This is a genomic window from Sphingomonas hankookensis, assembly GCF_022664465.1.
GTDB lineage: Bacteria > Pseudomonadota > Alphaproteobacteria > Sphingomonadales > Sphingomonadaceae > Sphingomonas > Sphingomonas hankookensis.
On sequence record NZ_JAKREV010000001.1, the window covers coordinates 526,869 to 552,234 of the forward strand.

Annotated in this window: 22 protein-coding genes; 8 read left to right on the forward strand and 14 right to left on the reverse strand. The window is 66.0% G+C overall.

Translation table 11 applies throughout. The features are described from left to right. Positions 1–86 precede the first annotated feature (86 nt). The 7 genes from cobA to MF610_RS02480 all read left to right on the forward strand — a co-directional run bounded on the left by cobA (position 87) and on the right by MF610_RS02480 (position 5,047). Positions 87–875 (forward strand): uroporphyrinogen-III C-methyltransferase, encoded by a 789-nt coding sequence (gene cobA, locus MF610_RS02450; protein ID WP_242192511.1) that lies wholly within the window; start codon positions 87–89, stop codon positions 873–875. Continuing rightward, the gene (locus MF610_RS02455) at positions 872–1,168 is read left to right on the forward strand and encodes a DUF2849 domain-containing protein (protein WP_242192512.1); all 297 of its coding nucleotides are present in this window, start codon (positions 872–874) and stop codon (positions 1,166–1,168) included. Before cobA ends, MF610_RS02455 begins: the two co-directional genes overlap by 4 nt. 149 nt (positions 1,169–1,317) lie before the next feature. Then, positions 1,318–2,952, forward strand: coding sequence for a nitrite/sulfite reductase (locus MF610_RS02460; protein WP_242192513.1), 1,635 nt, complete (start codon positions 1,318–1,320; stop codon positions 2,950–2,952). Then, entirely contained in the window at positions 2,945–3,352 is a 408-nt protein-coding gene (locus tag MF610_RS02465) for a Rid family hydrolase (protein ID WP_242192514.1), read from the forward strand. Before MF610_RS02460 ends, MF610_RS02465 begins: the two co-directional genes overlap by 8 nt. After that, a complete protein-coding gene (locus MF610_RS02470; protein ID WP_242192515.1) occupies positions 3,349–3,774 on the forward strand; it encodes a DUF934 domain-containing protein in 426 nt (141 codons plus the stop codon). Before MF610_RS02465 ends, MF610_RS02470 begins: the two co-directional genes overlap by 4 nt. After that, positions 3,767–4,552 (forward strand): phosphoadenylyl-sulfate reductase, encoded by a 786-nt coding sequence (locus MF610_RS02475; protein WP_242192516.1) that lies wholly within the window; start codon positions 3,767–3,769, stop codon positions 4,550–4,552. The genes MF610_RS02470 and MF610_RS02475 overlap by 8 nt, the downstream gene beginning before the upstream one ends. A 42-nt stretch (positions 4,553–4,594) precedes the next feature. Beyond that, positions 4,595–5,047 carry a hypothetical protein gene (locus MF610_RS02480; RefSeq protein WP_242192517.1) on the forward strand — a complete coding sequence of 151 codons (453 nt, stop codon included), beginning with the start codon at positions 4,595–4,597 and terminating at the stop codon, positions 5,045–5,047. A 145-nt stretch (positions 5,048–5,192) separates the two neighbouring features. Here MF610_RS02480 and MF610_RS02485 read toward each other — a convergent pair whose 3' ends face one another. The 13 genes from MF610_RS02485 to MF610_RS02545 all read right to left on the reverse strand — a co-directional run bounded on the left by MF610_RS02485 (position 5,193) and on the right by MF610_RS02545 (position 19,982). Further along, positions 5,193–6,869: a GMC oxidoreductase gene (locus MF610_RS02485; protein ID WP_242192518.1), complete on the reverse strand. Its 1,677-nt coding sequence runs from the start codon at positions 6,867–6,869 to the stop codon at positions 5,193–5,195. 24 nt (positions 6,870–6,893) lie between these two features. Beyond that, a complete protein-coding gene (locus MF610_RS02490; protein WP_242192519.1) occupies positions 6,894–7,724 on the reverse strand; it encodes a sugar phosphate isomerase/epimerase family protein in 831 nt (276 codons plus the stop codon). Next, a complete protein-coding gene (locus MF610_RS02495) occupies positions 7,724–8,299 on the reverse strand; it encodes a gluconate 2-dehydrogenase subunit 3 family protein (protein WP_242192520.1) in 576 nt (191 codons plus the stop codon). Before MF610_RS02495 ends, MF610_RS02490 begins: the two co-directional genes overlap by 1 nt. Next, on the reverse strand, positions 8,296–9,123 hold the full coding sequence (locus MF610_RS02500) for a 3-keto-disaccharide hydrolase (protein ID WP_242192521.1): 828 nt from the start codon (positions 9,121–9,123) through the stop codon (positions 8,296–8,298). The genes MF610_RS02495 and MF610_RS02500 overlap by 4 nt, the downstream gene beginning before the upstream one ends. Before the next feature lie 13 nt (positions 9,124–9,136). Further along, entirely contained in the window at positions 9,137–10,051 is a 915-nt protein-coding gene (locus MF610_RS02505; RefSeq protein WP_242192522.1) for a hydroxypyruvate isomerase family protein, read from the reverse strand. After that, a complete protein-coding gene (locus tag MF610_RS02510; protein ID WP_206428929.1) occupies positions 10,048–10,425 on the reverse strand; it encodes a c-type cytochrome in 378 nt (125 codons plus the stop codon). The genes MF610_RS02505 and MF610_RS02510 overlap by 4 nt, the downstream gene beginning before the upstream one ends. Then, complete coding sequence (locus tag MF610_RS02515) at positions 10,422–11,585, reverse strand: Gfo/Idh/MocA family protein (protein ID WP_242192523.1); 1,164 nt, start codon at positions 11,583–11,585, stop codon at positions 10,422–10,424. Before MF610_RS02515 ends, MF610_RS02510 begins: the two co-directional genes overlap by 4 nt. Further along, a complete protein-coding gene (locus tag MF610_RS02520; RefSeq protein WP_242192524.1) occupies positions 11,582–12,640 on the reverse strand; it encodes a sugar phosphate isomerase/epimerase family protein in 1,059 nt (352 codons plus the stop codon). Before MF610_RS02520 ends, MF610_RS02515 begins: the two co-directional genes overlap by 4 nt. Further along, positions 12,637–13,878 (reverse strand): MFS transporter, encoded by a 1,242-nt coding sequence (locus MF610_RS02525; protein ID WP_242192525.1) that lies wholly within the window; start codon positions 13,876–13,878, stop codon positions 12,637–12,639. The genes MF610_RS02520 and MF610_RS02525 overlap by 4 nt, the downstream gene beginning before the upstream one ends. A 140-nt stretch (positions 13,879–14,018) precedes the next feature. Further along, the gene (locus MF610_RS02530; RefSeq protein ID WP_242192526.1) at positions 14,019–15,533 is read right to left on the reverse strand and encodes a tryptophan halogenase family protein; all 1,515 of its coding nucleotides are present in this window, start codon (positions 15,531–15,533) and stop codon (positions 14,019–14,021) included. After that, positions 15,530–17,038 carry a tryptophan halogenase family protein gene (locus MF610_RS02535; protein ID WP_339328505.1) on the reverse strand — a complete coding sequence of 503 codons (1,509 nt, stop codon included), beginning with the start codon at positions 17,036–17,038 and terminating at the stop codon, positions 15,530–15,532. Before MF610_RS02535 ends, MF610_RS02530 begins: the two co-directional genes overlap by 4 nt. After that, the gene (locus MF610_RS02540; protein ID WP_242192527.1) at positions 17,035–18,459 is read right to left on the reverse strand and encodes a tryptophan 7-halogenase; all 1,425 of its coding nucleotides are present in this window, start codon (positions 18,457–18,459) and stop codon (positions 17,035–17,037) included. The genes MF610_RS02535 and MF610_RS02540 overlap by 4 nt, the downstream gene beginning before the upstream one ends. Next, on the reverse strand, positions 18,459–19,982 hold the full coding sequence (locus tag MF610_RS02545; protein ID WP_242192528.1) for a tryptophan halogenase family protein: 1,524 nt from the start codon (positions 19,980–19,982) through the stop codon (positions 18,459–18,461). The genes MF610_RS02540 and MF610_RS02545 overlap by 1 nt, the downstream gene beginning before the upstream one ends. A gap of 384 nt (positions 19,983–20,366) precedes the next feature. Here MF610_RS02545 and MF610_RS02550 point away from each other — a divergent pair, with 384 nt between their 5' ends. Continuing rightward, the gene (locus tag MF610_RS02550; protein WP_242192529.1) at positions 20,367–23,681 is read left to right on the forward strand and encodes a TonB-dependent receptor; all 3,315 of its coding nucleotides are present in this window, start codon (positions 20,367–20,369) and stop codon (positions 23,679–23,681) included. A gap of 101 nt (positions 23,682–23,782) precedes the next feature. On the opposite strand, the gene MF610_RS02555 is transcribed toward MF610_RS02550, so the two are convergent. Further along, a complete protein-coding gene (locus MF610_RS02555; protein WP_242192530.1) occupies positions 23,783–25,294 on the reverse strand; it encodes a replicative DNA helicase in 1,512 nt (503 codons plus the stop codon). Positions 25,295–25,366 lie beyond the last annotated feature (72 nt).

Sequence of the window (25,366 nt, forward strand, 5' to 3'; positions counted from 1 at the left end):
GGAACACCACGCCCTAAACAATCCCTACCCGCCCCCCAAGCAAGCGTCGGTTGCCTGGCGATCGCCGCGACCGCATCTACGCCATCATGGCAAGCTTACTCGATCCGACCGCCCGCGGGCGCGTCATCCTCGTCGGTGCCGGTCCGGGCGATCCCGGCCTGCTGACCGTGCGCGCCGTCGAAGCGCTCAAGAACGCCGACGTCGTCGTCCATGACGGGCTGATCGACCCGCGCGTCCTCGACCTCGCACCCGCTACCGCGCAGCGCATCTCGGTCGCCAAGCAGCGCGCACGCCACACCCTGCCGCAGGAATCGATCAACGCGTTGATTGTCGCGCATGTAAAGACCGGTGCGATCGTCATCCGGCTGAAGGGCGGCGACCCGTTCATCTTTGGCCGCGGCGGAGAGGAAGTCGAAGCGGTCCGCGCCGCCGGCTTGCCCGTCGAGGTGATCCCCGGCGTCTCCGCCGCGCTCGGCTGTGCAGCGGGTGCGATGCTGCCGCTCACCCATCGCGACTGGTCGTCGGCGGTCAGCTTCGTCGCCGGCCAGTGCAAGGGCTTGAGCGAACAGGACTGGTCAGGCCTCGCCGGGCAAGGCCGTACGCTGGTGATCTACATGGGCGTCGCCACTGCCGAAGCCATTGCCGACAAGCTGATGGCCGACGGCGTCGCCCCCGACATGCCGGTCGCGGTGCTGGAGCGCGGCACCTATGCCGACGCCCGCGCGCTGCGCACGTTGCTCGCCGACCTTGGCCCGATGGTCGCGCGCGAGGATGTGAAGAGCCCGGCGGTGATCGTCGTCGGCGAAGTTGTGCAACTCGCCGATGCCGAGGACAAGCTCGGCAACTGGGCACGTGCGGCGGAGGCCTTGGCATGAAGCTGCTCACCGGCAACGACCTCGCCAGCGGCGACGTGACGTGGTGGACCGGTCGCGACTGGTCGCGCCACGTCGAGGATGCGGCGGACGTCGGTCAGGATGGCGAGCGCATCGCCTCGGTCGAAGAGGCCGCGCGCAGGGTCAACGTGCCGTACGTGATCGACGCGGTCGCAACCCCCGAAGGCCCCCGTCCGGCGCATATCAAGGACCGCATCCGGGCCCTCGGCCCCACGGTGCGAGCCGATTTGACGCTCAAGCCTGCCGATCCCGAAGCGGGAGCGTGGGTGATATAAATCCTCCCCGGCACGGGGAGGGGGACCATGCGCAGCATGGTGGAGGGGGCCGTCCGGTTCCGCCACGGTTGCGTTGCACGGCACTCCCCCTCCACCAGCCTGCGGCCGGTCCCCCTCCCCGCAAAGCGGGGAGGATATAGGAAGAGACGATGTACCAATACGACACCTACGACCAGTCGATCGTCGACGCCCGCGTCGCGGAATTCCGCGATCAGGTCGAACGCCGCCTGTCGGGCCACCTGACCGAGGACCAGTTCAAGCCGCTCCGGCTGATGAACGGCCTCTATCTCCAGCTCCACGCCTACATGCTGCGCGTCGCCATCCCGTACGGCACGCTGTCGTCGACGCAGATGCGCGTGTTGGCCGATATCGCGCGGACCTATGACCGCGACTATGGCCATTTCACCACGCGCCAGAACCTGCAGTTCAACTGGATCAAGCTGGCCGACACGCCCGACATTCTGGAGAAGCTGGCCAAGGTCGAGATGCACGCCATTCAGACCAGCGGCAACTGCATCCGCAACATCAGCTCCGACCAGTTCGCCGGCGCCGCCGCCGACGAACTGACCGACCCGCGCCCGTGGGCCGAGCTGCTGCGCCAGTGGAGCACCTTCCACCCCGAATTCAGCTACCTGCCGCGCAAGTTCAAGATTGCCGTCATCGCCGCTGACGAGGACCGCGCCGCGATGCGCCTCCACGATATCGGCCTGCGTATCGTCGAGCAGGACGGCGTTGCCGGCGCGCAGGTCTATGTCGGCGGCGGCATGGGCCGCACGCCGATGATCGCGCCGCTGGTCGCCGACTTCGTGCCGCTGTCGGACCTGATGAGCTATCTTGAAGCGTGCCTGCGCGTCTACAATCGCTATGGCCGTCGCGACAACATGTATAAGGCGCGGATCAAGATCCTGATCCACGAGATCGGCGTCGACAAATATCGCGCCGAAGTCGCCGAGGAATTCGCGCATATCAAGACGCTCGGAATCGACCCGCCCCAGGCCGAATTCGACCGCATCGCCGCCTTCTTCGCCGACCCCGCCTTTGCCGACACGTCGGCGGACGCACAGGTCGACCGCAGCGACGCCGGCTTTGCGGCCTGGCTCGACCAGAACACTCATGCCCACAAGCGCGCCGGCTATACGATCGTCACGATCAGCCTGAAACCGACCGGCGGCATCCCCGGCGATGCCTCCGCCGATCAGATCGACGCGATGGCCGATCTGGCGGAGGCGTACAGCTTCGCCGAACTGCGCGTCACCCATGCGCAAAACATCGTCCTGCCCCACGTCCGCTCCGCCGACCTGCGCGCAGTCTACGACCGGCTGGTCGCAATCGGGCTGGCCGAGGCCAATCTCGACCTCATCACCGACATCATCGCCTGCCCCGGCCTCGATTATTGCAGCCTCGCCAACGCGCGTTCGATTCCGCTGGCGCAAAAGATCGCCGATCGCTTCGCCGATCCGGTCCGCCAGCGCGATCTGGGCGAGTTGAAGCTCAAGATCAGCGGCTGCATCAACGCCTGCGGCCACCATCACGCCGGCCATATCGGCATCTTGGGCGTCGACCGGAAGGGTACCGAGAATTACCAACTGCTGCTCGGCGGATCGGGGGCGGAGGACGTGTCGCTCGGCAAGATCACCGGCCCCGGCTTTTCCGAGGACGGCGTAGTCGACGCGATCGAGCGAGTCACCGACCGCTATCTGACCGAACGGACCGAGGGGGAGCGCTTTGTCGACACCTATCGCCGCGTCGGCATGGAACCGTTCAAGGAAGCCATTTATGGGTAATCGCGCCGCCATTTTCCCGGCCAATCCGCACACGCTCTACGCCGAGCACGGCTATTCGCCCGCCGTTCGGACCGGCGACCTGCTGTTCGTATCGGGACAGGTCGGGGCGCGTGCCGACGGCACCCCCGAACCCGATCTGGCCGACGAGATCGCGCTGGCCTTCACCAATCTGACCGCCGTGCTGGCGGGCGCAGGCTGCACCCCGGCCGACGTGATCGACGTGCAGCTGTTCACGACGGATCCCGATGCCGTGTTCCCGCTGCTGTTCGCCCACCACCCCGCTTATTGGGGCGAAGGCCCCTTGCCCGCGCTGACCGCCGCCGGCGTCACCTGGCTCGCCGGCTTCCGGTTCGAGATCAAGGTCGTGGCGCGCATCCCGAACGAAGGAGCCGCTGCATGAGCGAGCCGCTGCGCCTGCGCGACGACGCCGCGCATGACGAACCCGCCGTCACGCTCGACGCGTTTCTCGGCCAGTCGAACGCGACCGCCGTTCGGATCGAGGCGGGCGACGACGCGCGCGAACTGCTGCCGCATCTCGATCAGCTGGCGCTGATCGAGGTCAGCTTCCCCAAATTCCGCGACGGTCGTGGCTATTCGGCGGGCCGCATCCTGCGCGAGGCCGGCTATACCGGCGAACTCCGCGCCGAGGGCGACGTGTTGGTCGATCAGATTCCGCTGATGCGCCGCTGCGGCTTCGACAGCTTCGCGCCTGCCGCGCCGGTCGATCCCGCCGCCCTCGCCCGCGCGCTGGAACGCTACGACCATGTCTATCAGGCGGCGGCCGATCCGGCCGTCCCGGTGTGGAAACTGCGGCATGGCTGACGCCGATCCCGATATCCGCGTCCGCGACCGCATCGCCGTCGGCCCACGCTTCACCGCCGCCGATGCCGCCGCGCTGAACGCGCGCTTCGACGGGGTGTCGACGCACGACATGCTCACGACCGCACTCGGCGAAGGACTGCTCGGTCGTGTCGCCGCCGTGTCGTCGTTCGGCGCGGAATCGGCGGTGTTGCTGCACCTGATCGCATCCGTCGACCCTTCGGTGCCGGTGCTGTTCCTCGAAACGGGCAAGCATTTCCCCGAAACGCTTGCCTATCGCGACCTGCTGGTCGAACGTCTCGGTCTCACCGATTTCCGTAATCTGACGCCCGATGCGGACCTGCTGGCGGCAAAGGATGCGACCGGCCTGCGCTGGTCGTACGACCCCGATGGCTGCTGCGACCTGCGCAAGGTCGAACCGCTGGCGCGCGGGCTTACCGGCTTCGATGCCAGCTTCACCGGGCGCAAGGCGTTCCAGTCGGCCACCCGCACCGCGCTGCCCCGCTTCGAACTCGACACGTCTGACGCGGCGGGCCGGTTGAAGGTCAACCCGCTCATCACCTGGACCCCGGCGGACATCGACGCCTATTTCGCGCAGCACGACCTGCCGCGTAACCCACTGGTCGAACAGGGTTTCCCCTCGATCGGATGCCAACCCTGCACCAACCGCGTTACACCCGGCGAAGACCCCCGCTCCGGCCGCTGGGCCGGCTGGGAAAAGGTCGAATGCGGCATCCACACCCCGTTGCCCGACGGCGACCCGAACCTGCCGAGTTTCTGACACCTGCTTGCCCCAACGGCCGTTCCGGCGCACAGCGGCGCGATGCAGCAATCGGCAGTCGCCTATTTCACCAACGGCCGGATCATCCTCGCGCCGGTATCGCGCACCGCGTCAGGCGCCATGATCGCCACCAATCCCAAATGGTTCGGCAAGTCGGCCAAGAAGACGGTGATCGCCCAGGCGATCACCGAGGCATTGTCCGCCGCGCACGACGGCGTGGCCGACCCGACGCCCGAGCAATGGAAGCGGCAGTTCATCCCGTTTCAGGATGCGGCGGCGGTGAAGAACTTCAAGACGTTCATGCGCGATGCCCGGCGCGTCGATATCGAACGGACCGGCGGTGCGATCATGCTGACCCCGTTCGACAATCTGGGCGCGAACAACGGCTTCGAAGCGCGGGATGGCGAAGTGCGAAAGGTCGCGGCGGACGATGGCGAGGGTGTGGCGCGGGCGTTGCTAGCATTACTTGGATTGCGGCCTGACACCAGCAATTGATCCACGCACATCGCAACAAGCGTCATCCCAGCGAAGGCTGGGATCTCCCGCTGATAGCTCGCAGCAGGAGCCGCCAGAGACCCCAGCCTTCGCTGGGGTGACGATTTTGGGTAACCGCCACTCCAACGAACGCCGGGGTCGAGCATCACGCCCAAGCCTTCGTCCGCACCGCATGGTCCGCCGCACGCGCGGTCAGCGCCATGAAGGTCAGCGACGGATTGACGCACGACACCGACGCCATCTGCGCGCCGTCGGTGACGTACAGGTTCGACGCGTCATGCGCCTGGCTCCAGCCGTTCAGCACAGACTTACGCGGGTCCATTCCCATACGCGCGCCGCCCATTTCGTGGATCGCGTCGCCGGGGACATGCTCGCCCTCATAGCTGCGGACGTTGGTCAGGCCGGCGGCCTTCAGCATCTTCTCACCCTCGATCCGGGCATCGGCCATCATCTTCAGTTCGTTGTCACGGAACTTCACGTCGAACCGCATCAGCGGCACACCGAAGCGATCGACCTTGTTCGCGTGCAGCGACACGCGGTTGTCGGCATAGGGCAGGCATTCGCCGAATGCGCCCATCCCAAACTTCCACGGGCCATAGCGCCGCATGCCGTGCTTCATGTCCTTGCCGAAGCCGACCGGTGCGGCAGGATCACGCCGCGCGCTGCCCTGATAGCCATAGCCGCGACGGAAGCCGACGCCCTCATCGCCCTTCAGGTTGCGGAAGCGCGGGACATAGACCCCGCCCGGCCGTCGCCCGAACTCGATCATATCGGTCATGCCAGGGATTTCGCCCTCGGCCCCGACGCGGAAGATATGGTCCATGACATAGCGACCCAACGTCCCGCTGGTGTCGAAATGGCTGCGACCGCCGCCGGCCATACGCGAGTTCATCAGGATCTGCGTCGATGCCATCGCCGATGCGCACAGGAACACCATGCCGGCCTGCACCGTCTGCGCCTGTCCTGTCTTGGCGTCGATGAAGCGAACCCCGGTCACCTTCTTGCGTGCGGCATCATATTCGAGGTTGGTGACCACCGCATCGGATTGCAGCGTCAACCGCCCCGTAGCCCGCGCCGCCGGCAGCGTCACCGCCTGGGTCGAGAAATAGGCGCCGAACGAACAGCCATTGCCGCACTGGTTGCGGAACTGGCACTTGCTGCGGTTTTGGTCGGGCTTGTCCTCGGTCATGTTGGACAGGCGGGTGTGGATCAGCTTGCGCCCTGGAAACTGCGTTTCCAGCTTCTGCTTCAACCATTTTTCCGCGACGTTCATGTCCATCGGCGGCTGGAATTCGCTGTCGGGCAGATACGGCAAATTCTCGCGCGATCCCGATACACCGATATATTTCTCGACATAGCTGTACCACGGCGCGACGTCGTCATAGCCGATCGGCCATTCGCCATCGACGCCTTCGCGCTTGTTCGCCGCAAAGTCGTCAGCGCTCCAACGGAACGTCCAGCGGCCCCAGATCAGCGACTTGCCGCCGACCGCGCCGGGGCGAATCCAGTAGAATTTCTCGCCTTCGTCGAACGCATAGGGGTTCAGCCGGTCGTCATTATAGAATTGCTGGCTGCTCGGCGCGACATAGCCATGCTTGGCGATGAAATAGTCGCTGTCCATCAGCGGCTTGGGCATCTGGTTGCGCGCCGGGACCTCGTATGCCGGCTTGCCGTCATACGGATAGCCCTCGATATGCTCGACCATGCGCCCACGGTCGAGCATCAGGACGCGCAGGCCCTTTTCGGTCAGTTCCTTCGCGGCGAACCCGCCGCTGACGCCCGATCCGATGACGATCGCGTCGAACCTGTTGGTGACAGCCATATATCCCCTCCAAGGGCAATTTTATCAGTAGCGAAGCGCGCGCAGCGTCCGGTAGCTGGTCGTTATGTCGGGCAGATAGGGCGCCGGCGCCTCATCGTTCTCGACATAGAAATGGCGGACGCCCTTGCTGCCGGCGCGGCGGAACAACGCGGCGAAATCGGTCTTGCCAGCGCCGACCGCGGTCATGCTGCCATCGGCGCGCATGTCCTTGACGTGATAGGCGTAGAGCCGCGGCCCCAGCCGATCGATCCACGCGCCGACATCCTCACCGGCATGGCCGACCCAATAGAGGTCGAGCTCGACCTTCACCAGCGCCGGGTCGGTCGCCTTGAGCAGCCGCTCGTACAGGCTGACGCCGCCTGGCTTCACCGTGAATTCGAAGTCGTGGTTGTGATAGGCGAAACCCAGCCCCGCCTTGCGCAGGTCGGCGGCGAAGCGGTTGATGTTCGGCAGCGCCTGCGTCCAGCCCGCTTCGTTGCGATACTGGTCGGTCATATACGGCAGGACCACCGTATCGGCGCCAAGCGTCTTGGCCATCGCGACCTGTTTGTCGAACGAGCCAAGCAGCGCTTCATAGCCGATATGAACCGAGGGCGACGTCAGCCCCAGCCGGTCCATCGTCTGCCGCAGCATCTTGTGGTCCATGGCGTCGTACCCGCCGCCGCCATATTCGACCTCGCGATAGCCGATCTTGGCGATCGACGTCAGCGTAGCGACCGGGTCCTTCTGGAACAGCTCGCGGACGGTGTAGAGCTGGATGCCCACCTTGCCGATCTGCGCGGCCGAAGCGGTGCGGGTGGCGGCGAGCGCGGCAACGCCGCCCGCCCCGATCAGGAGGTTCCTGCGATCGATCATCATGCGCTATAGACCTTGTTGACCTTGGAATAGGGAAAGGCGCCGTCGTATTCGCCGGGCACCGGCAAATATTCGCGCTCCTGCGTCATGCCGATCTCCGACGTGTAATAGCCGGCGATGACCAGCTGGCGGAACGCTTCGAAGAAGGTCTTGCCACCGGTGATCTGGCCGTTCATCGCCAGCGTCAGCAGCGCGTCCTGCTGTGCCGGCGTCGCCTTGGCGGTCGACACGCGGTAGTCCGCCATCGCTTTCGCCTCGATCGCGTCGAGCCCTGCCAGGATCGGCACGCGTTCGGCGGGATAGGACCAGTCGGCCAGCAGCTTTTCGATATAGACCGGCACCCCGGCCGCGATCGCGCCGGGCGTATCGGTCGTCGGCAGCACCCGTTCGCTCAGCGCCGTCATCGCCGCGCGCTGTACCGGCGTGAAGACCGCCGCGCTCGGCGGCCCTTCGCTGATCGTCGGAACGGGCGTCACGATCGGCCCGCTCGCGCCGGCCGCCCGCGCGAGCGGCGCGTAGAGCGCGGTGCCGAACATCGCCGCGACGCCGGCCAGCGCCGTCCTGCGGTCGATCATTTCACATTCTCCTTCAAATCCTGCGCGATCGCCGCTTCGGGCAACGGACGGACCCAGATGTTGCGGAACGACACCGGCGAATCATGATCCTGCAGCTGGATCGGCAAGGCATCGCCATGCGCGGTATATTTCGCGACCTGCCGCCATGCGGTCGTGCCCAGCATCGCCTGGTGATTCTGCACCACCACCCCGTTCAGGAATGCGGTGACATAGGCCGGACGCACCAGCGACCCGTCGGCGGCGAAGCGCGGTCGTTCGAACACGATGTCATAGCTTTGCCACTCGCCCGGCGCGCGCGCGGCGTTCACCAGCGGCGGCTTGAAGCCATAGACCGCACCGACCGTGCCATCGGCATAGGTCGGGTTGCGATAGCCATCGAGGATCTGCACCTCGTAGCGCTGCATGAACCAGATGCCGCTATTGCCGCGATCCTGCGACGTCTTGGTCGGCGGATTGGGGCTGCGGAATTCCAGATGCAGCTGCACGTCGCCGAAGCTCTGCTTGCTGACCAGCGCGTTCTCGCCGCCGGCACTGGCGCGCGACGGCACGGTCATCGCCCCGTCCTTGATCGGCCACGCGCTACGCTGCGGGGTCCATGCGTCGAGCGAGCGCCCGTCGAACAGCACCACCGCGTCGGACGGCGCACCGCCCGGCTGCTTCGCCGGCGTCACCACCACCGGTGCCGGTCGGTCGGCGTCATGCACCCGCCACTGCCCGCCGGGCAGCATTGGCGTGTCCCTGAACCCCGGCTTTTCCTGCGCCGAACCTGCCGTTGAGAGCGTTATCAAAGTCGCACCGAGTACGACCATCGTGCGGAGCGTCATTTCGCCTCCCCTGTTAAGCCTGATCGATCCGGCGATAGGCGGCGACCAGCGCCTCTTCGCCCGCGCGACCCTTGATCGAATTGCCATGTTCCATGCCGATCACCCCGGCATAGCGCTTGCCGCGCAGCCACTGGACGATCCGGGCATAGTTGATCTCGCCGGTCTCCGGCTCGTTGCGGCCGGGATTGTCCCCGAACTGGATATAGCCGATCTCGTCCCAGCAGGTGTCCAGCGTCGGGATCAGATTCCCCGACTGTATCTGCTCGTGATACAGGTCGGCGAGGATCTTCACCCCCGGACTGTTCGCCCCGCGCGCCACCGCATAGCCCTGCGCGATGGTCTGCATATAGACGCCGGGATGATTGGTGCGGGTGTTGAGCGGCTCCATCACCATCGCGATCCCGTGCGGCGCGACGATCTCGCCCGCGCGGCGCATCACGTCGATCACCCGCGCAGTCTGGATATCTACCGGCACCTTGGGGTCCATGAAACCGGTCACGACGGTCATCCGCGTCGCCGACAGCCGCTTGGCGACGTCGATCGAGGCGCGGATATCGGCGAGGAACGCATCGCGCTCCGCCCCGTCATTGGCGCCGAGCAACGGCCGCGACTGCGCCCATTTCGGCATGGAGGCGACGAACACACCCATCGTCATGCCGCGCTGCTGCAACGCCCTCGCCATCGCGGTCTGTTCCGCGACGCTGCGCAAGGCGGCTTCGTTGTCTTCCCACGCGGTGAAGCCCTGGTCCGCGGCATAGGCGATCTGTTCGATCCGCCCGCCCCGGCTGGCGAAGCTGCCCTCGTGCGGCGCATACTTTAGCGAGAAGCGCGCGGCGTTCGACGGGGGCCGTTGTGCCGCGCCGATGCCGGCGGCAAGCGACGCGGCGGCGGCCCCTGCCATTACCGTGCGGCGCGACACCCCGGTCATTTGGCGGACGTCAGATAAGCGATGATCGCCGCGCGCTTCGCCGGATCGGGCGTCGCGATCGGCATCCGCGTGCCGGGGACCTTCTTGGTCGGGCCGGCCAGATATTCGTCGAGCGTCTTGGCGTCCCAGCGCAGCTTCGACGCCTTCATCGCAGGCGAATAATTGAACCCTGCGACCGACGCCGCGGGGCGGCCGACCACGCCGTTCAGGTTCGGGCCGATGCCGTTGCGGCCGCCCTTGTTGACGGTGTGGCACGCCTTGCACGCATTGAACGCGGCCGGCGCCGGGGTCTGCGCGGTGGTCGGCGTGGCGGTGGCGAGCAGCGCGACGGTCGCGCTGGCTCCGGCGATGGCGATACCCATCAACAGCTTCATCGATACTCTCCTGATACGCGACCCGAAACCGGGGTCCATTTGTCGTCGCCCTGAGCGTTGGCGATCATTGCCTCGATGAACGCCATCGTCCGCAATCCGTCGGCGAGGCCCGGCACGAACCGGTCGTCCCTGCCCTGCAACTGCGCCGCAAATCCCTGATACAGGTTGGCGAACGCCTCGATATAGCCTTCCGGATGGCCCGACGGCGTACGCAGCAACGCCTGCGTCGAGGGGCTGAGTCCCGGCCCGCCCGCGCGCACCACTTCGGCCGGCCGGTCAAGCCAGCGCAGCGTCAGCGTGTTCGGCTCCATCTGCGCCCATTCGAGCGTGCCGTGTTCGCCCGACACGCGCAGCTTCAGGCCATTCTCCTCGCCCGCCGCGACCTGGCTGGCCTTGAGCGTACCGCGCGCGCCGCCCTCGAAGCGCAGCAGCGCGCCGACATCGTCGTCCAGCCGCCGTCCGGGGACATGCGCGGTCAAATCGGCACACAGCGCGTCGACCCGCACCCCCGACACATGCTCAGCGAGGTGAAAGGCATGCGTCCCGATATCGCCGAGGCAGCCGCCCATCCCGGCCTTTGCCGGATCGGTGCGCCATGCCGCCTGTTTGTTACCGTCGCCATCGATCGGCAGGCTTAGCCACCCTTGCAGATACTCGACCTGAACGAGCCGGATTTTGCCCAGATCGCCGCGACTTACGCGCACCCGTGCCTCTTCGACCAGCGGATAGCCGCTATAGGTGAAGGCCAGCGCGAACTTCGCCCCGCCCCGCTGCGCCGCCGCGGCAATCGCCTGCGCCTCGGCGGAATTCATCGCCATCGGCTTTTCACAGAAAACGTGGATGCCCGCCTCCAGCGCGGCGATTGCCATCGGCGCATGGAGGTGGTTGGGCGTCACGATCGCCAGCGCGTCGATCCGCTCGGCCTGCGGCAGCGCGCATTCGGCGGCGATCAGCGCGTCGATCGTCGGATAGACCCGCGCCGGATCGAGCCCCAGCACCGCGCCGCTGCAGTCGTTACGCGCGGCGTCGCTGCTGAACGTCCCCGCGACCAGCCGCCAGTCGCCGTCGAGCGCCGCGGCCTTGCGATGGATCGCGCCGATGAACGCGCCCTCGCCGCCACCGGCCATCGCCAGCTTCAACGGTTCGTGCCGCGTGGTCATTCCGCCGACAGCCCCATCAGCTTCCGGATCGCGGCGCGGTCGACGCCGCTCTTCGCGAAATCGTCGAAGGCATGGTCGGTCAGCTTGATCATATGCGCCTCGATAAACGGCGCACCTTCGGCCGCACCGTCGGCGGAGTTCTTGAGCGCACACTCCCATTCGAGCACCGCCCAGCCGTCATAGCCATATTGCGCCATGCGGCTGAACACGCCCGAGAAATCGACCTGTCCGTCACCCAGCGAGCGGAACCGCCCGGCACGGTCGACCCAGCTCTGATAGCCGCCATAGACCCCCGACCGCCCGGTCGGATTGAACTCGGCATCCTTGACGTGGAAGCATGAAATGCGGTCGTGATAGCGGTCGATGAAGTCGAGATAGTCGAGCTGTTGCAGCACATAATGCGACGGGTCGAACAGCAGCCGCGCGGCATTGTGCCCGTTCACCGCGTCAAGGAACCGCTCCCACGTCGCGCCGTCGTGCAGGTCCTCGCCGGCATGGACCTCGAACGCGCAATGCACGCCATGGTCCTCGAACACGTCGAGGATCGGGGTCCAGCGCCGCGCCAGTTCGGCGAACGCCTCCTCGACCAGCCCCGCCGGACGCTGCGGCCACGGATAGACATAGGGCCATGCCAGCGCGCCGGAAAAGGTCGCATGCGCCTTCAGCCCCAGCTTCGCACTGGCCTTCGCCGCCATCTTGACCTGCTCGACCGCCCACAGCTGCCGCTCGGCGGGCTTGCCGTGGACTTCGCTCGGTGCAAACCCGTCGAACAGCGTGTCATAGGCCGGATGCACCGCGACCAGCTGCCCTTGCAAATGGGTCGACAACTCGGTCACTTCGATGCCATGCACCGCCAGCTTGCCGGTCAGCTCGTCGCAATAGTCCTGGCTCTCGGACGCGGTCTTCAGGTCGATCAGCCGGCCGTCGCACGGAATCTGCACCCCGACATAGCCGAGCCCCGCAGCCCACTCGGCCATGTTCTCCAGCGTATCGAACGGCGCGGCATCGCCCAAGAACTGCGCCAGGAAAATGCCCGGCCCCTTCATGCCCGTCATGCCAGCGTCTCCTTGCGGTCGTCGCGGAAGGTGAGTTGGAACAGCAGTGCGATCGCGGCGGCGGCGATGGCGGGATAGACCCACATGCCCTGCCAGTCGGCGATCGTCGGATTGGCCGGCAGCTGCGCATAGAGCAGCGCACCGATCTGCGACCCGAGCAGCATCCCGACGCCGTAGGTGAACAGCGTCAGCATCCCCTGCGCCTGCGCATTCACGCCCTTTGGCGTGGCGATCGTGCCGACATAGATCGCGCCCGCGACGAAGAAGAAGTCGTAGCATACGCCGTGCAGCGCGACGCCCAGATAGACCGCCCACAGCCCCGACCCGCCATCACCGATCGCGAACAGCGCATAGCGCAGCGCCCATGCGGCCATGCCGACCAGCAGCAGCGGCTTTACCCCGAAGCGGCGATAGAGCCACGGCATCGAGAACATGAAGACCAGCTCGGACATCTGCCCGATCGCCAGCGTGCCGCCGACATTCTCGATCCCCGCCGCGCCGACATAGGGCGAGGCATAGGCATAATACATCGCCAGAGGCACCGAGATCAGCGTGGCGCAGGTGATGAAGATCAGGAACGACTTCTGCCGCATCAGCCCGAACGCCTCGACGCAGAACACCTGCGCCAGCACGCTGCCGCCCTGCGGTCGATCCGCTTCGACCGCCGGCAGCGTGAAGCTGTAGATGCCGAGCGCGATCGACACGACCGCCGCGACCGTGAAGATCTGCGGGCTGGCCGACAGCCCGGCCCAACCGATGATCAGGCCGGACGCAATCCATCCGATCGTGCCGAACGCACGGACGAACGGAAAATTGTCGGTCCGCTCGCCGAAGCTCTTGAGCGCGATCGTGTTCGCAAGGCCCACGGTCGGCATGTACAAGATCATGTAGCCCAGCAGCAGCGCAACGAAGGTCGCACCGCGTTCGGGCGTGATCAGCGCGGGCATGAAGAACAGCAGCACGCCGCCGACCAGATGCAGGATAACCATCAACATCCGCGGCGACACATATCGCACCGCAACCATGCCCAGCAGCAACGATCCGACGATCGACGCGATCGGTCCCATCGAAAACGCGTTGCCGATCAGGTTACCGATCCCGACCGTCTGCATGACGAGGCCGAGCGTAACCTGCCACGCGCCCCAGATGAAAAACTGCATGAACATCAATGCGCTCAGCCGCGCGGTCATCCCGCCTTCGACCGATGCACGACGCCCAACGCCCTCCGCTATGGCCATGTGCCATCCCCTCCGCGGTTTTGTCTGCTTAATCGAACCGGAGGCTAAGTAGATATGACAGCGCTGTAAAGGCCAATGTAACCGGTTTCAGGGAATTTGCGGTATATGATCGCTCGGATGGATCGGCGCTGCCGTAGCGTTCACAGGTCCGGGCTGCGGCAATGGCGATCGATGAACGCCCTGTGCCCCGGCATCGCGCGCACGCCGGCATCCATCGCCGCCGCGATCCGCGTCATCCGGTCGTCCAGCTCGGCGTCCGACAGCAGGTCGGCGATCGGGTGATAGCGTTTGGGCACGATATTCTGCCCGTGCAGTACCGCCAGCCAGCTCGTCTCGCTGAACAGCTCGTTGTCGTGGCGGTACAGCCGCGCATTCTCGCGAAAGATCGCGATCCGCTGGGCGAGCGAATCCGGAATGTCCATGTCCCGGCACCGGCGCCAGAACGGGCTGTCGTCGCGCGCCGTTGCCTTGTAATGCAGGATCAGGAAGTCGCGGACCTGCTCATATTCCGCGCGCGTTCGGCGGTTATAATAATCAATGTCGGGCTGGTTGAACGACCGGTCGGGGAAATTGGTCAGCAGCCGCGCGATCCCCGACTGGATCAGGTGGATCGAGGTCGATTCGAGCGGTTCGAGAAACCCCGATGCCAGCCCCAGCGCGACGACGTTGCGGTCCCACGCCTTGCGCCGCACGCCCGCAGTGAAGCGCAGGAAGTTCGGGTCGGCCAGCGCGTCGCCGTCCAATCCGGCATCGAGCATCGCCAGCGCCGCATCGTCCGATGCGTATTCCGAACAATAGACATGGCCATTGCCGGTCCGCGATTGCAGCGGGATGCGCCAGCGCCAGCCGACCGGCGTCGCCGTCGCTCGCGTGTACGGCACCGGATCGGCGACCCGCGCGCACGGCCGCGCCACGGCGCGGTCGCACGGCAGCCATTCGCTCCAGTCGTCATAGCCCGCGTTGAGTGCGCCTTCGATCAGCAGCCCCCGAAACCCCGAACAGTCGATGAACAGGTCGCCGCCGACGTGACGGCCATCGTCGAGCACGACATGGTCGACATGCCCGCTGTCCCCTTGCAGCGCGACGTCGACGATCCGCCCCTCGATCCGCTCGACCCCCGCCGCCTCGGCGCGTTCTCGCAGGTAGCGGGCGTAGAGCGCGGCATCGAACTGGAACGCATAGGCGATGCCGGCCAGCGGCGATCCTTGTCGCGACGCATTGGGCCGCTGAAACTTGCCCGCCCGCGCCGCGCCGACGCCGATGCTGTAGCGGTCGAGCGGCAGTGCCCCGCCCGCCTGCACCTGCCGATACCAGAAGTGATGGAAGTGCAGCCCCTCCATCTCCTGCCCATAGCTGCCAAAGGGATGGATATAGCGCTCGCCGATCCGCCCCCAGTCGACGAACTCGATGCCCAGCTTGAACGTCGCGCAGGTCCGCCGGGCGAATTCGTCCTCGTCGATGCCCAGCAGCCGGTTGAAATACTGGATGTGCGGGATCGTCGCCTCACCCACTCCGACCGTGCCGATCGCCTCCGATTCGACCACGCGGATCGCCGTCCCGCTGCCCGACAGGATGCGCGAGAACGCCGCCGCCGCCATCCACCCCGCCGTGCCGCCGCCGACGATGGTGATGCTGCGGATGTTGCCATCCTTCATGCCGCCACCGCCGGGCAATAGCGCGACAGGAAGTCGGCATGCCTCGGCATCCGCTCGACCGCCGCCGCCATCGCCTGCCGCATCGACGCCAGGCTGTGCGCGACATCGCCCGCGGGCAGCGTCGCGACGATCGGATCGCAGGCCGCGGGCACGATCCCCTGCCCCAGCATCACCGCGACCCAGCTCGGTCGCGCGAACAGTTCGTCGTTGTAGCGGAAGACACGGCCCGTCTCGCGGAACAGCTCGATCTTATGCAACAGCGTGTCGGGCAGCGTCATGGTCCGGCAATAGCGCCAGAACGGCGTGTCGTCGCGGGTGGTCGCCGCATAGTGCAGCACGATGAAGTCGCGCACCTGTTCGAACTCGGTCCGCATATGCCGGTTATATTCGGTGCGCAGGATGTCGGGGATGTCGCCACGCGGAAACAGCGAGATGAACCGGCTGATCCCCTCCTGGATCAAATAGATCGACGTCGATTCGAGCGGTTCGAGGAACCCCGCCGCCAGCCCGATCGCAACGCAATTGCCGCGCCAGAACGCCTCGCGACACCCCGCCTTGAACGCGATCCGCCGCGGATCGCCCAGCGCCGACGCGTCGAGGTTCGCCAGCAACGTTTCACGCGCCACCGCCTCCGACTGGAATGCGCTGGCATAGATATGGCCGTTGCCGACCCGTCGCTGCGTCGGGATGCGCCATTGCCACCCGGCATCACGCGCCGTCGCCCGCGTGTAGGGCGTCGGCGGACCGGCATGTTCGCTCGGCACCGCCAGCGCGGTGTCGCACGGCAGCCAATGGCTCCAGTCGACGAACCCGGTGCTCAGCGTCTCGCCCAGCAGCAGCGCACGAAACCCGGTGCAGTCGAAGAAGAAATCGCCCTCGACCGTGCGCCCGTCGCGCAGCGTCAGCCCGGCGATCGTCCCGTCCGCCCCCTGCCGCACGTCGCCGACGATCCCCTCGACCCGCACGACGCCGCGCGCCTCGGCATAACGCCGCAGGAACCGGGCATAGAGCGTCGCGTCGAAATGATAGGCATAGCGGATCTGCGACAGCACCGACCGCGGATTGGGATCGGGCAGCGCGAACCGCCCCGCCTGCGCCGCGAGCGCGCACAGGCTGTACGCCTCGATCGGTTCTCGCGCGCCGTCGTCCCTCGCGCGCAGCCAATATTGGTGGAAATCGATCCCCTGCATGTCGACGCCATGCTGGCCGAACGGGTGGATATAGCGCTCGCCCTTGGCGCCCCAGTCGACGAACTCGATCCCCAGCTTGAACGTCGCCTGCGTTGCCGCCATGAACTCGGCCTCGCTCACCCCCAGCATCTGGTTGAAGGCGAGGATGTCGGGAATCGTCGCCTCGCCCACCCCGACGGTGCCGATCGCATCCGATTCGACCAGCGTGATCGTGACGTCCTTGGGGTCCAGCAGGCTCGACAGCGCGGCTGCGGTCATCCACCCCGCCGACCCGCCGCCGACGATCACGATCCGGCGGAGCAGCGCCGCGCTCACGACGCCGCCTTGCGCAGAAATTGCTCCAGCTGCTGGCGATAGACCCGCGCCGGGGGGAGCGTCTCCACCGCGCGTTCGATCTCGCGTGCCATGCCGGTCAGGAACTGCGCGACCTGTGCCTTGTCCGCCCGGTCAGCCAAGCGGTCATACCGCCGCGGCCGCCGCCCCATCCCCAAGTGCAGGATGATCCAGTCCTCCGGATGAAAGGGTTCGAGGTCATAGGCAACCAGCAGCCCGCGATTCCCGAACAAGGAGATCTTGCGCGCCAGCTTCTCCGGCACCTGCTCGGCCCGCGCCGCGTCCCAATAGGGCCCGTCGGGCAGGCCATCGACCGCGAAAAACGCCCGCTGGAACAGGTCGGCATGATCGTAATCGTCGGCAAAGCGCCGGTTATATTCCGCCGCCTCCACCGCGCAGTCGTCGGTGACCGGGATCAGCGACAGCAGCCGTTCGATATCGCGCTCCAGCAACAGCATCGGCGCAGGCGTCAGCGGTTCGACCACCCCCGCCGCCTGCCCGATCGCGACGCAATTGCCGACCCATGGCTGCGCCCGCCGGCCGAGCGTCGCCTCGACCCGACGGCCTAACGCCCCCTCGTCGGGCCGATCGGGCGCGTAGACGCTGGCGTGCAGCGTCCGCCCTTTAAGCGGCGTCGCCGATTGCCAGCCGAGCGCGGTGGCCGTCACGGTCCGCAGCGGAGCCTCGTCCGCGCCCGCCTCGTTGCGCACCGCCATGCCGATCCGCCGCCCATCGGGTGCTCCCGACCCCAGCACCGCCGCCGGCCCCGACGCATCGATATAGAGATCGGCCGTCACCATCCGCCCGTCGTCCAGCCGGATGCCGGCGATCCGCCCCCCGGCCACCTCGGCCCCGGCGAAGGCGCCCTCGACGACCTCCACCCGGTCCGCCGGCCGTGCCGCAGCAAACAGCGCGGCATAGTCCGCCGGATCGACCTGATAGCCATATTCGGCACGCGCCAGCGGATGCTGCCCGCCCGCCTCGCGCGGTGGATGGACGAACACCCCGCGCCGCGCCGCCTGCAATCCCGCAACGTACGGATCGATGCCGCCCGCCCCGGTCCGCGCCAGATACTGGTGGAACACCACGCCATCGATCACCGGAAAGGGCAGCGCGAACGCCTGCATCCACGATCGCCCCGCCCCCCACGCGGCATAGCGCGTCCCCCACGAAAAGGCGGCATCGCTGCCCAGCACCAGCTGCCGCTCATCGACCCCGGCGGCAAGGTTGAAGCCATAGGCCGATGGCCCGGTTACGCTGCCGTACAGCAGGTCGCCGTCGCGCTGATCGCCCGCCCGCACCCAAAGGATCGCGGTATCGGGCGCCACTTGCCGCGCCAGCGCCGTCAACGCCATCTGCGCCGCCAGCCCGTCGCCACACACCAATATGCGCCGCACCGCCATCACGCGACGCCCAGCCCGGCTGCGGCAGGAGACTGCCGGATATAGTCGGCATGGTCGGGCGTCGCCTGCACCGCCGCCGCCACCTCCGCGCGCAACGTCGCTGCCCGCGCCGCCAGCACCGCATCGTCGCTCGCCCGCACCCGCGGGTCATGCCCGCGCGGCACCAGCCCCTGCCCCAGCATCACCGCGACCCAGCTGGGTGGCAGGAACAGCCCGAATTCGTACGGCACGACATAGCCGCGCGACAGCCACGCATCGATCTTGTGCCGCAAACTGTCGGGTAAGGTCAGCGCGCGAAAATGCCGCCACATCGGGCTGTCGTCGCGCTGCGTCGCGACATAATGCAGCAGCAGGAAATCGCGCACCCGTTCGAAATGCAGCGCCATGCGCCGGTTATACTCGCCGATATCGCCTGCATCGAACGCCCGCGTCGGGAACAGCGCCAGCAACTCGGTAATGCCGTCCTGGATCAGATGGATCGACGTCGATTCGAGCGGTTCGAGGAACCCGCTCGACAGACCGATGGCCACCACGTTGCGCTTCCAGAAATCCTGCCGCCGCCCGGTCGTGAAGCGCAGCCGCCGCGGATCGGCTTGCATCGGCGCGTCGAGGTTCGCGACCAGCTGCGCCTCCGCATCGTCGTCCGAAATGAAGTCGCTGCAATAGACATGGCCGTTGCCGACCCGGTGCTGCAACGGGATGCGCCACTGCCACCCCGCCGTCCGCGCCGTCGCGCGGGTATAGGGGCCGAGCGGTCCTTTGCTGTCGGTCGGTACCGCCACCGCGCGGTTGCACGGCAACCACCGGCTCCAGTCGTCATAGCCCGACCCCAGCGCCTGCCCGATCAGCAGCCCGCGAAACCCCGAACAGTCGACGAACAGTTCGGCTGCCAATGTCCGCCCATCCTCCAGTGTGGCGTGACGCACGTCCCCCCGTTCGCCGTCCAGCGCGACGTCGACGACCTTGCCCTCGACCCGCTCGACGCCGCGCGCCTCGGCATAGCGGCGCAGAAACGCGGCATAGAGTGAGGCGTCGAACTGATAGGCATAGCCGAAGCTCGATTCGACCCGCCCCGGCGTCGCCGCGGGATGGCGGAACCGGTTCGCTTCGGCGGCGATCACCGGATAGGAATAGTCGTCCAGCCGGCCGGGATCGCCCAGCGCGCGCAACCGCAACCATTGGTGGTAGAAGGGGATGCCGTCGTCGCTCGGCCCGTAATTGCCGAACGGGTGGATATAGCGATCGCCGATCCGGCCCCAGTCGCAAAACTCGATGCCCAGCTTGTAGGTCGCCTCGGTCGCGCGCATCAACTCGGGCTCGGCGATGCCCAGCGTGGTGTTGAATGCGCGGATATGCGGCAGCGTCGCCTCGCCGACGCCCACCGTCCCGATCTCCGCCGATTCGACCAGCCGGATCGCGACACCCAGCCCCGCCAGCCGGTTCGCAAGCGCGGCGGCCGTCATCCACCCCGCGGTGCCGCCACCCACGATGCAGACGCTGGCAATCTGACCTGCGTTCGTCACGCGATAACCCCGACTAATGATCCGACCGGCAGTTCCGGCATCTATCCCCCGTTTTCCAATACGGAAAGACTTTATCTAGTTACCGCAGCGCATTCACCGCGTTGCAGCATTATTTTCCCCTGAAATCATCCAATTGCCGCAAGGAAAGACGCATTGCGTTGCAAATTGTCAACGGGCGACAGGAAATATGTTACCGCTACCTTGTCGGACTAATCGCGATCCGTTATGCGATTCGGGTAGCCGCTTTCTTGCTGGCAAGGTCGTGCCACCCAATGACGCACGATGGGCAAGGATCGGACACAGGGGAAACCGGGCGGCCGATAGGACGGACCGCTGCTGGGAGGGGATAAGTCAATGAAGGTGCAGGGATTCCGCAATCCATCCATGTCGGCCAAGTGCCTGCTGATGGCGACGTCGGCCCTTGGTCTGGCGCTGACGCCGTCGATCGCGTCGGCACAGAGCGAAGCGACCGATCCGCAAGAACAGCCGGCAGTAACGTCGCAGGGTCCCCAGACCACGACCGATACCGACATCGTCGTGACCGGCATCCGCGCCGCGCTGGAATCTGCCAAGGAAATCAAGCGCCGGTCGTCGACCTTCGTCGATTCGATCACAGCGTCGGATATCGCGACGCTGCCCGATCTGTCGGTGGCAGAGGCGATCGGCCGCATTCCCGGCGTCACCATCTCGCGCTTCCCCACCGGCGGTGCCAGCCCCGACTTCCCCTCGCCCGAAGGTCGCGGCAACCTGGTGCGCGGCCTGGGGTTCGTCCGGTCGGAGTTTAACGGCCGGGACGCCTTCTCGGCCAATGGCGGCCGCTCGCTCGATTTCTCCAGCATTCCGCCCGAACTGGTCGGCGGCGTCGACGTGTTCAAGAACCAGAGCGCCGACCTGATCGAAGGCGGCATCGGCGGCACGATCAACCTGCGCACGCTCGAACCGTTCGACAGCAAGAAGGACCTGTTCGTCATCGCGGTCGACGGCACCTATTCCGACCTGCGCAAGAAATGGTCGCCGCAGGCCAGCATCACCGCCGGCAAGCGCTTCAACACCGGGATCGGCGAATTCGGCATCCTCGGTTCCTATTCGCGCTCGCGCCTCGATTCGCGCATTCACGGCTGGCAGCAGAACGCGCCGATGCCGCGCGTGCTCGACTCCAACGGCAACGTGCCGGAAACGACTTTCACCGGCGCGAACAAGGTCAACGAATTCACGGGCGTCGACCCGTCGCGGATCATCGGCACCACCCCCGGTTTCCAGCTGCGCACCAACGACGTCGATCGCGAACGCATCAGCTATTACGGTGCCATCCAGTGGAAGACCGACGGTTTCCAGGTGACCGGCAAGTACATCCGCGCCGAAAACAAGATCAACAGCATCGAACGCACCTTCGAATGGTTTCCCGAACATGACACCGGCACCACCGCCGGTATCTCGGAACTGGTCGTGAACAAGAATTTTGCGTCCGGCGGCCTGCCGATGTGCAGCGGACCGGGCGGTTTCCCATCGAACCCTGGCGATTGCGAACGGCTGATCCCGGTGCGCGGCGGCCTGATGGAATCGGGCTACGTCACCAACAATGCAGATTCATGGACCGGCGCGCGCGGTTCGGCGGTCGGGTCGCTGGGCATCGGCAAGATCGAGGAAGCGACGACCGAGGACTTCAGCCTCAACCTGAAATGGAACGCGACCGACCGGTTGTTCATCACCCTCGACGGTCAATACACTAAGGCCGATGCGCGCCAGCGTTCGATCTGGGGCGGGATGAACACCTATCTCAACTGGCGCATCCGCCACGATCTCGACAATCCGTCGATCGAATTCCTGATCGACCCGCAGCACCGCTTCAACCCGAACCAGACGCGCTTCACCGGCGATCGCGATGCGACCGATACCACGCCCGGCGTCTTCATTCCGACGCCGACCAGCACCGCCGACTTCAACGGGTCGTCGTGGCAGTTCGCCGCCGACCAGTTCCAAGTGGGCACGGGCGACCTCAAGGCGTTCCGCGCCGATCTCGACTATGATGTCTCCGGCAGCGACGGTCTGGCCAGCTGGTTCAGCAGCGTGAAGTTCGGCGCGCGCTATTCGGAACGCAGCCAGGTCAATTCGGAAATGGCGCTCAACTGGGGCTCGATCGCACCGGCATGGGACGGCCGCGGTGGCTTCGCGGTGGCGGGTACGATGCAGAACCCGTCCACGGGGTTCGAGGCGGTCGACTTCTCGAACTTCTTCCGCGGCGGCGTGGTGAAGGGCGCGAACAACGCCTTCGTCTTCGTGAACCAGAACCTGTTGTCGGACTACACTCAGTTCCGCAGCTACCTGAACAGCGAGCCGCAGCTGGCCAACAACTATGGCTGGGTCCCGCGGGGCACCACCGATGGCGGCCGCTTCGGCAACGCGATCTTCCGTCCGGAAGACACGTCGGACATCAATGAAAAGACCCGCAACGCCTATGTCCGCGTCGACTTCAAGCAGGAGTTCGACAATGGCATGTCGATCGACGGCAATATCGGCGTCCGCTACGTCAAGAACGACCTGAATTCGTCCGGTTTCCAGGCATTCCGTCCGTTCCAAGCCGATGCGCAGACCCCGGCGGTCGATCCGGCTACCGGCGTGCGGACCCGCACCGACGATGCCGAAGGCCGCGACGATCCGCGCGACTTCCTGCCGCAATCGACCGCCTATTCGGAACAACAGGCGATCGCCCGCTCGCTCAAGCTGCAGGACGAGCATTGGTTGCCGTCGTTCAACGTCAAATTCAACCTGAACCGCGAAATGCTGATCCGCGGCGCCTATAGCAAGGGGTTGAGCCGGCCGAACGTGCAGGACCTGCGCGCGTCGCAGGAATATGTCGTCACCAGCAACCGCATCAACTATCCGCAGATCACCGATCGCAACGACCCGTTGTTCGGCATCGATCGTGGTGCGCAGAACATCACGGCGGGCGAAGTCCGCGTCAGCCGCGGCAACCCGTTCCTGAAACCGACCACCGCCGACAGCTTCGACCTGTCGTACGAATGGTATTTCAAGGGCGGCTATCTGTCGGTGTCGGGCTTCTACAAGGACCTGCGCAACATCATCACCAATGGCGACCTACCGCTGGGGTCGGTGACGCTCGACGGGCAGCAGGTGCCGATCATCTACAACGGCCCGGTCAACCAGGCGAAGGCCACGGTGAAGGGTGTCGAGGTCGGCTACCAGCAGTTCTTCGACTTCCTGCCCGGACCGCTCAAGCATCTCGGCTTCCAGGGAAACTACACCTTCATCGATGCCAAGACGACGCCGCCCGCCAACGGCGTAGACAGCGACGGCGACGGCGTGCCGGACGACGTGACCACCGTGTTCCGCTGGGGTGTCGACGACCTGCTCGGCCAGTCGAAGCATATCGCCAACGCGGTCGCGATCTATCAGGACAAGGTGGTCGAGGCGCGACTGGCCTATAACTGGCGCTCGTCATATCTGACGACCTATCGCGACTATGTGACGGGCAACCCTATCTACAATTCGGCGGCCGGCTTCCTCGATGCCTCGCTGAAGTTCAACATCGCGAACCTTCAGCTGCGCGGCTCGATCGCCAACATCCTCGATACGAAGAGCAAGGCGCGGTCGTACATCGATGGCGACGGCCAGCTCTACGACCGGTTCAGCTTCCTGAACGATCGCCGTATCGTGGTGGGCCTGCTCTTCCGCATCTGACCCCGGAGCGGAGCGACTGGGAGGTGCCGTTGGCGCCTCCCCCCTTCTTTCCCGGATTTGAACTCTCGCGGCCGAGGCCGCCTCTCGGGTGGTGGTCAGCCCTATTCGTCCAGCCCGCTGAACCCGCCACCGGCGTAATCGCTGAACTTGGTGATCTGCGGCTCGAACTTCAGCGTCACCTTGCCGGTCGCACCATGGCGCTGCTTGGCGATGATCAGCTCGGCCAGGCCATAGACACGTTCCATATCCATCGCCCATTTGGCATGATCCTCAAACACCCGCGCATCGTCGCCGTCGCGCGGACGTTTCGGTTCCTTGGCCGCGACATAATAGTCTTCGCGGTACACGAACCACACCATGTCGGCGTCCTGTTCGATCGAGCCGGACTCGCGAAGATCGGACAGCTGCGGCCGCTTGTCCTCGCGCTGTTCGACGGCACGCGACAACTGCGACAGCGCCATCACCGGCACGCCGATATCCTTGGCCAGCGTCTTTAGGCCGCGCGAAATTTCGGAGATTTCCTGCACGCGATTGTCGCTGCCCTTGCCCGACCCTTGCAGCAGCTGCAGATAGTCAACGACGACCAGCCCCAGTTCCCCGTCCAGCTTGCGCTGCAACCGTCGGACGCGGGTATGAAGACCGGAAATCGTCAGACCCGCGGTATCGTCGATGAAGAGCGGCAGCTGTTCCAGATCGGCGGCGGTGTTGGCGAGCCGGGTGAAGTCCTCCTTGCGGATCTTGCCCATGCGCAGCGCTTCGGAGCTGATTTCCGCCTGTTCGGCCATGATACGCGTGGCGAGCTGATCGGCGGACATTTCCAGCGAAAAGAACGCGACCTTCGCGCCGACCGACTTGCCCTTTTCCATGCCGGCACGCTGGTCGTCCATGTAGCGTTGCGCCGCATTGAACGCGATATTGGTGGCGAGCGAGGTCTTGCCCATGCCGGGACGTCCGGCAAGAATGATCAGATCGCTATGATGCATGCCGCCGATCCGGCCGTTGACCGAATTGAGCCCGGTGGTGACCCCCGACAGGCCGCCGCCCGAGTTCATCGCACGCTCGGCCATGCGTACCGCCATCGTCGTCGCCTGCGCGAACGACTTGACCGCATTGGCCGAACTGCCCTCTGCCGCGACCTTGAACAGCGCCTCTTCCGCCGCCTCGATCTGCTTCTTGGGGTCGACCTCGGTCGAGGTATCGGTGGCGTTCTCGACCAGCGTGCGACCGACGGTAATCAGCGCACGCAACTGCGCCAGGTCGTAGATCTGCTGCGCGAACTGCCGCGCGCCGATCAGGCTGGCGTTGCTGCCGGTGATCTCGACCAGATATTGCGTGCCGCCGCGCGCCGCCAGCAACTCGTCGCCATCGAACATCGGGCGCAGCGTCACCGGGCTCGCGATCATCCCCGTCCGGCGCACGTTGCGGATGCATTCGAAGATGCGGGCATGGGCGGGGTCGTAGAAATGCTCGACGTCCAACCGCTCGACCATGTCGTCGGCCAGGCCATTGTCGATCAGCATCGCGCCCAGCAGCGCCGCCTCCGCATCGACGTTATGGGGCACGCGCGGGGGTTGCGGGGGCGTTGCCCCGCCGATGCTGTGAACAGTGGCCATATCCCCCTGTCCCACCGGCATCGCCGTATCACAAGCGGCTTGCGTCGAAATGGGCTGTGGAAACCGTCGACA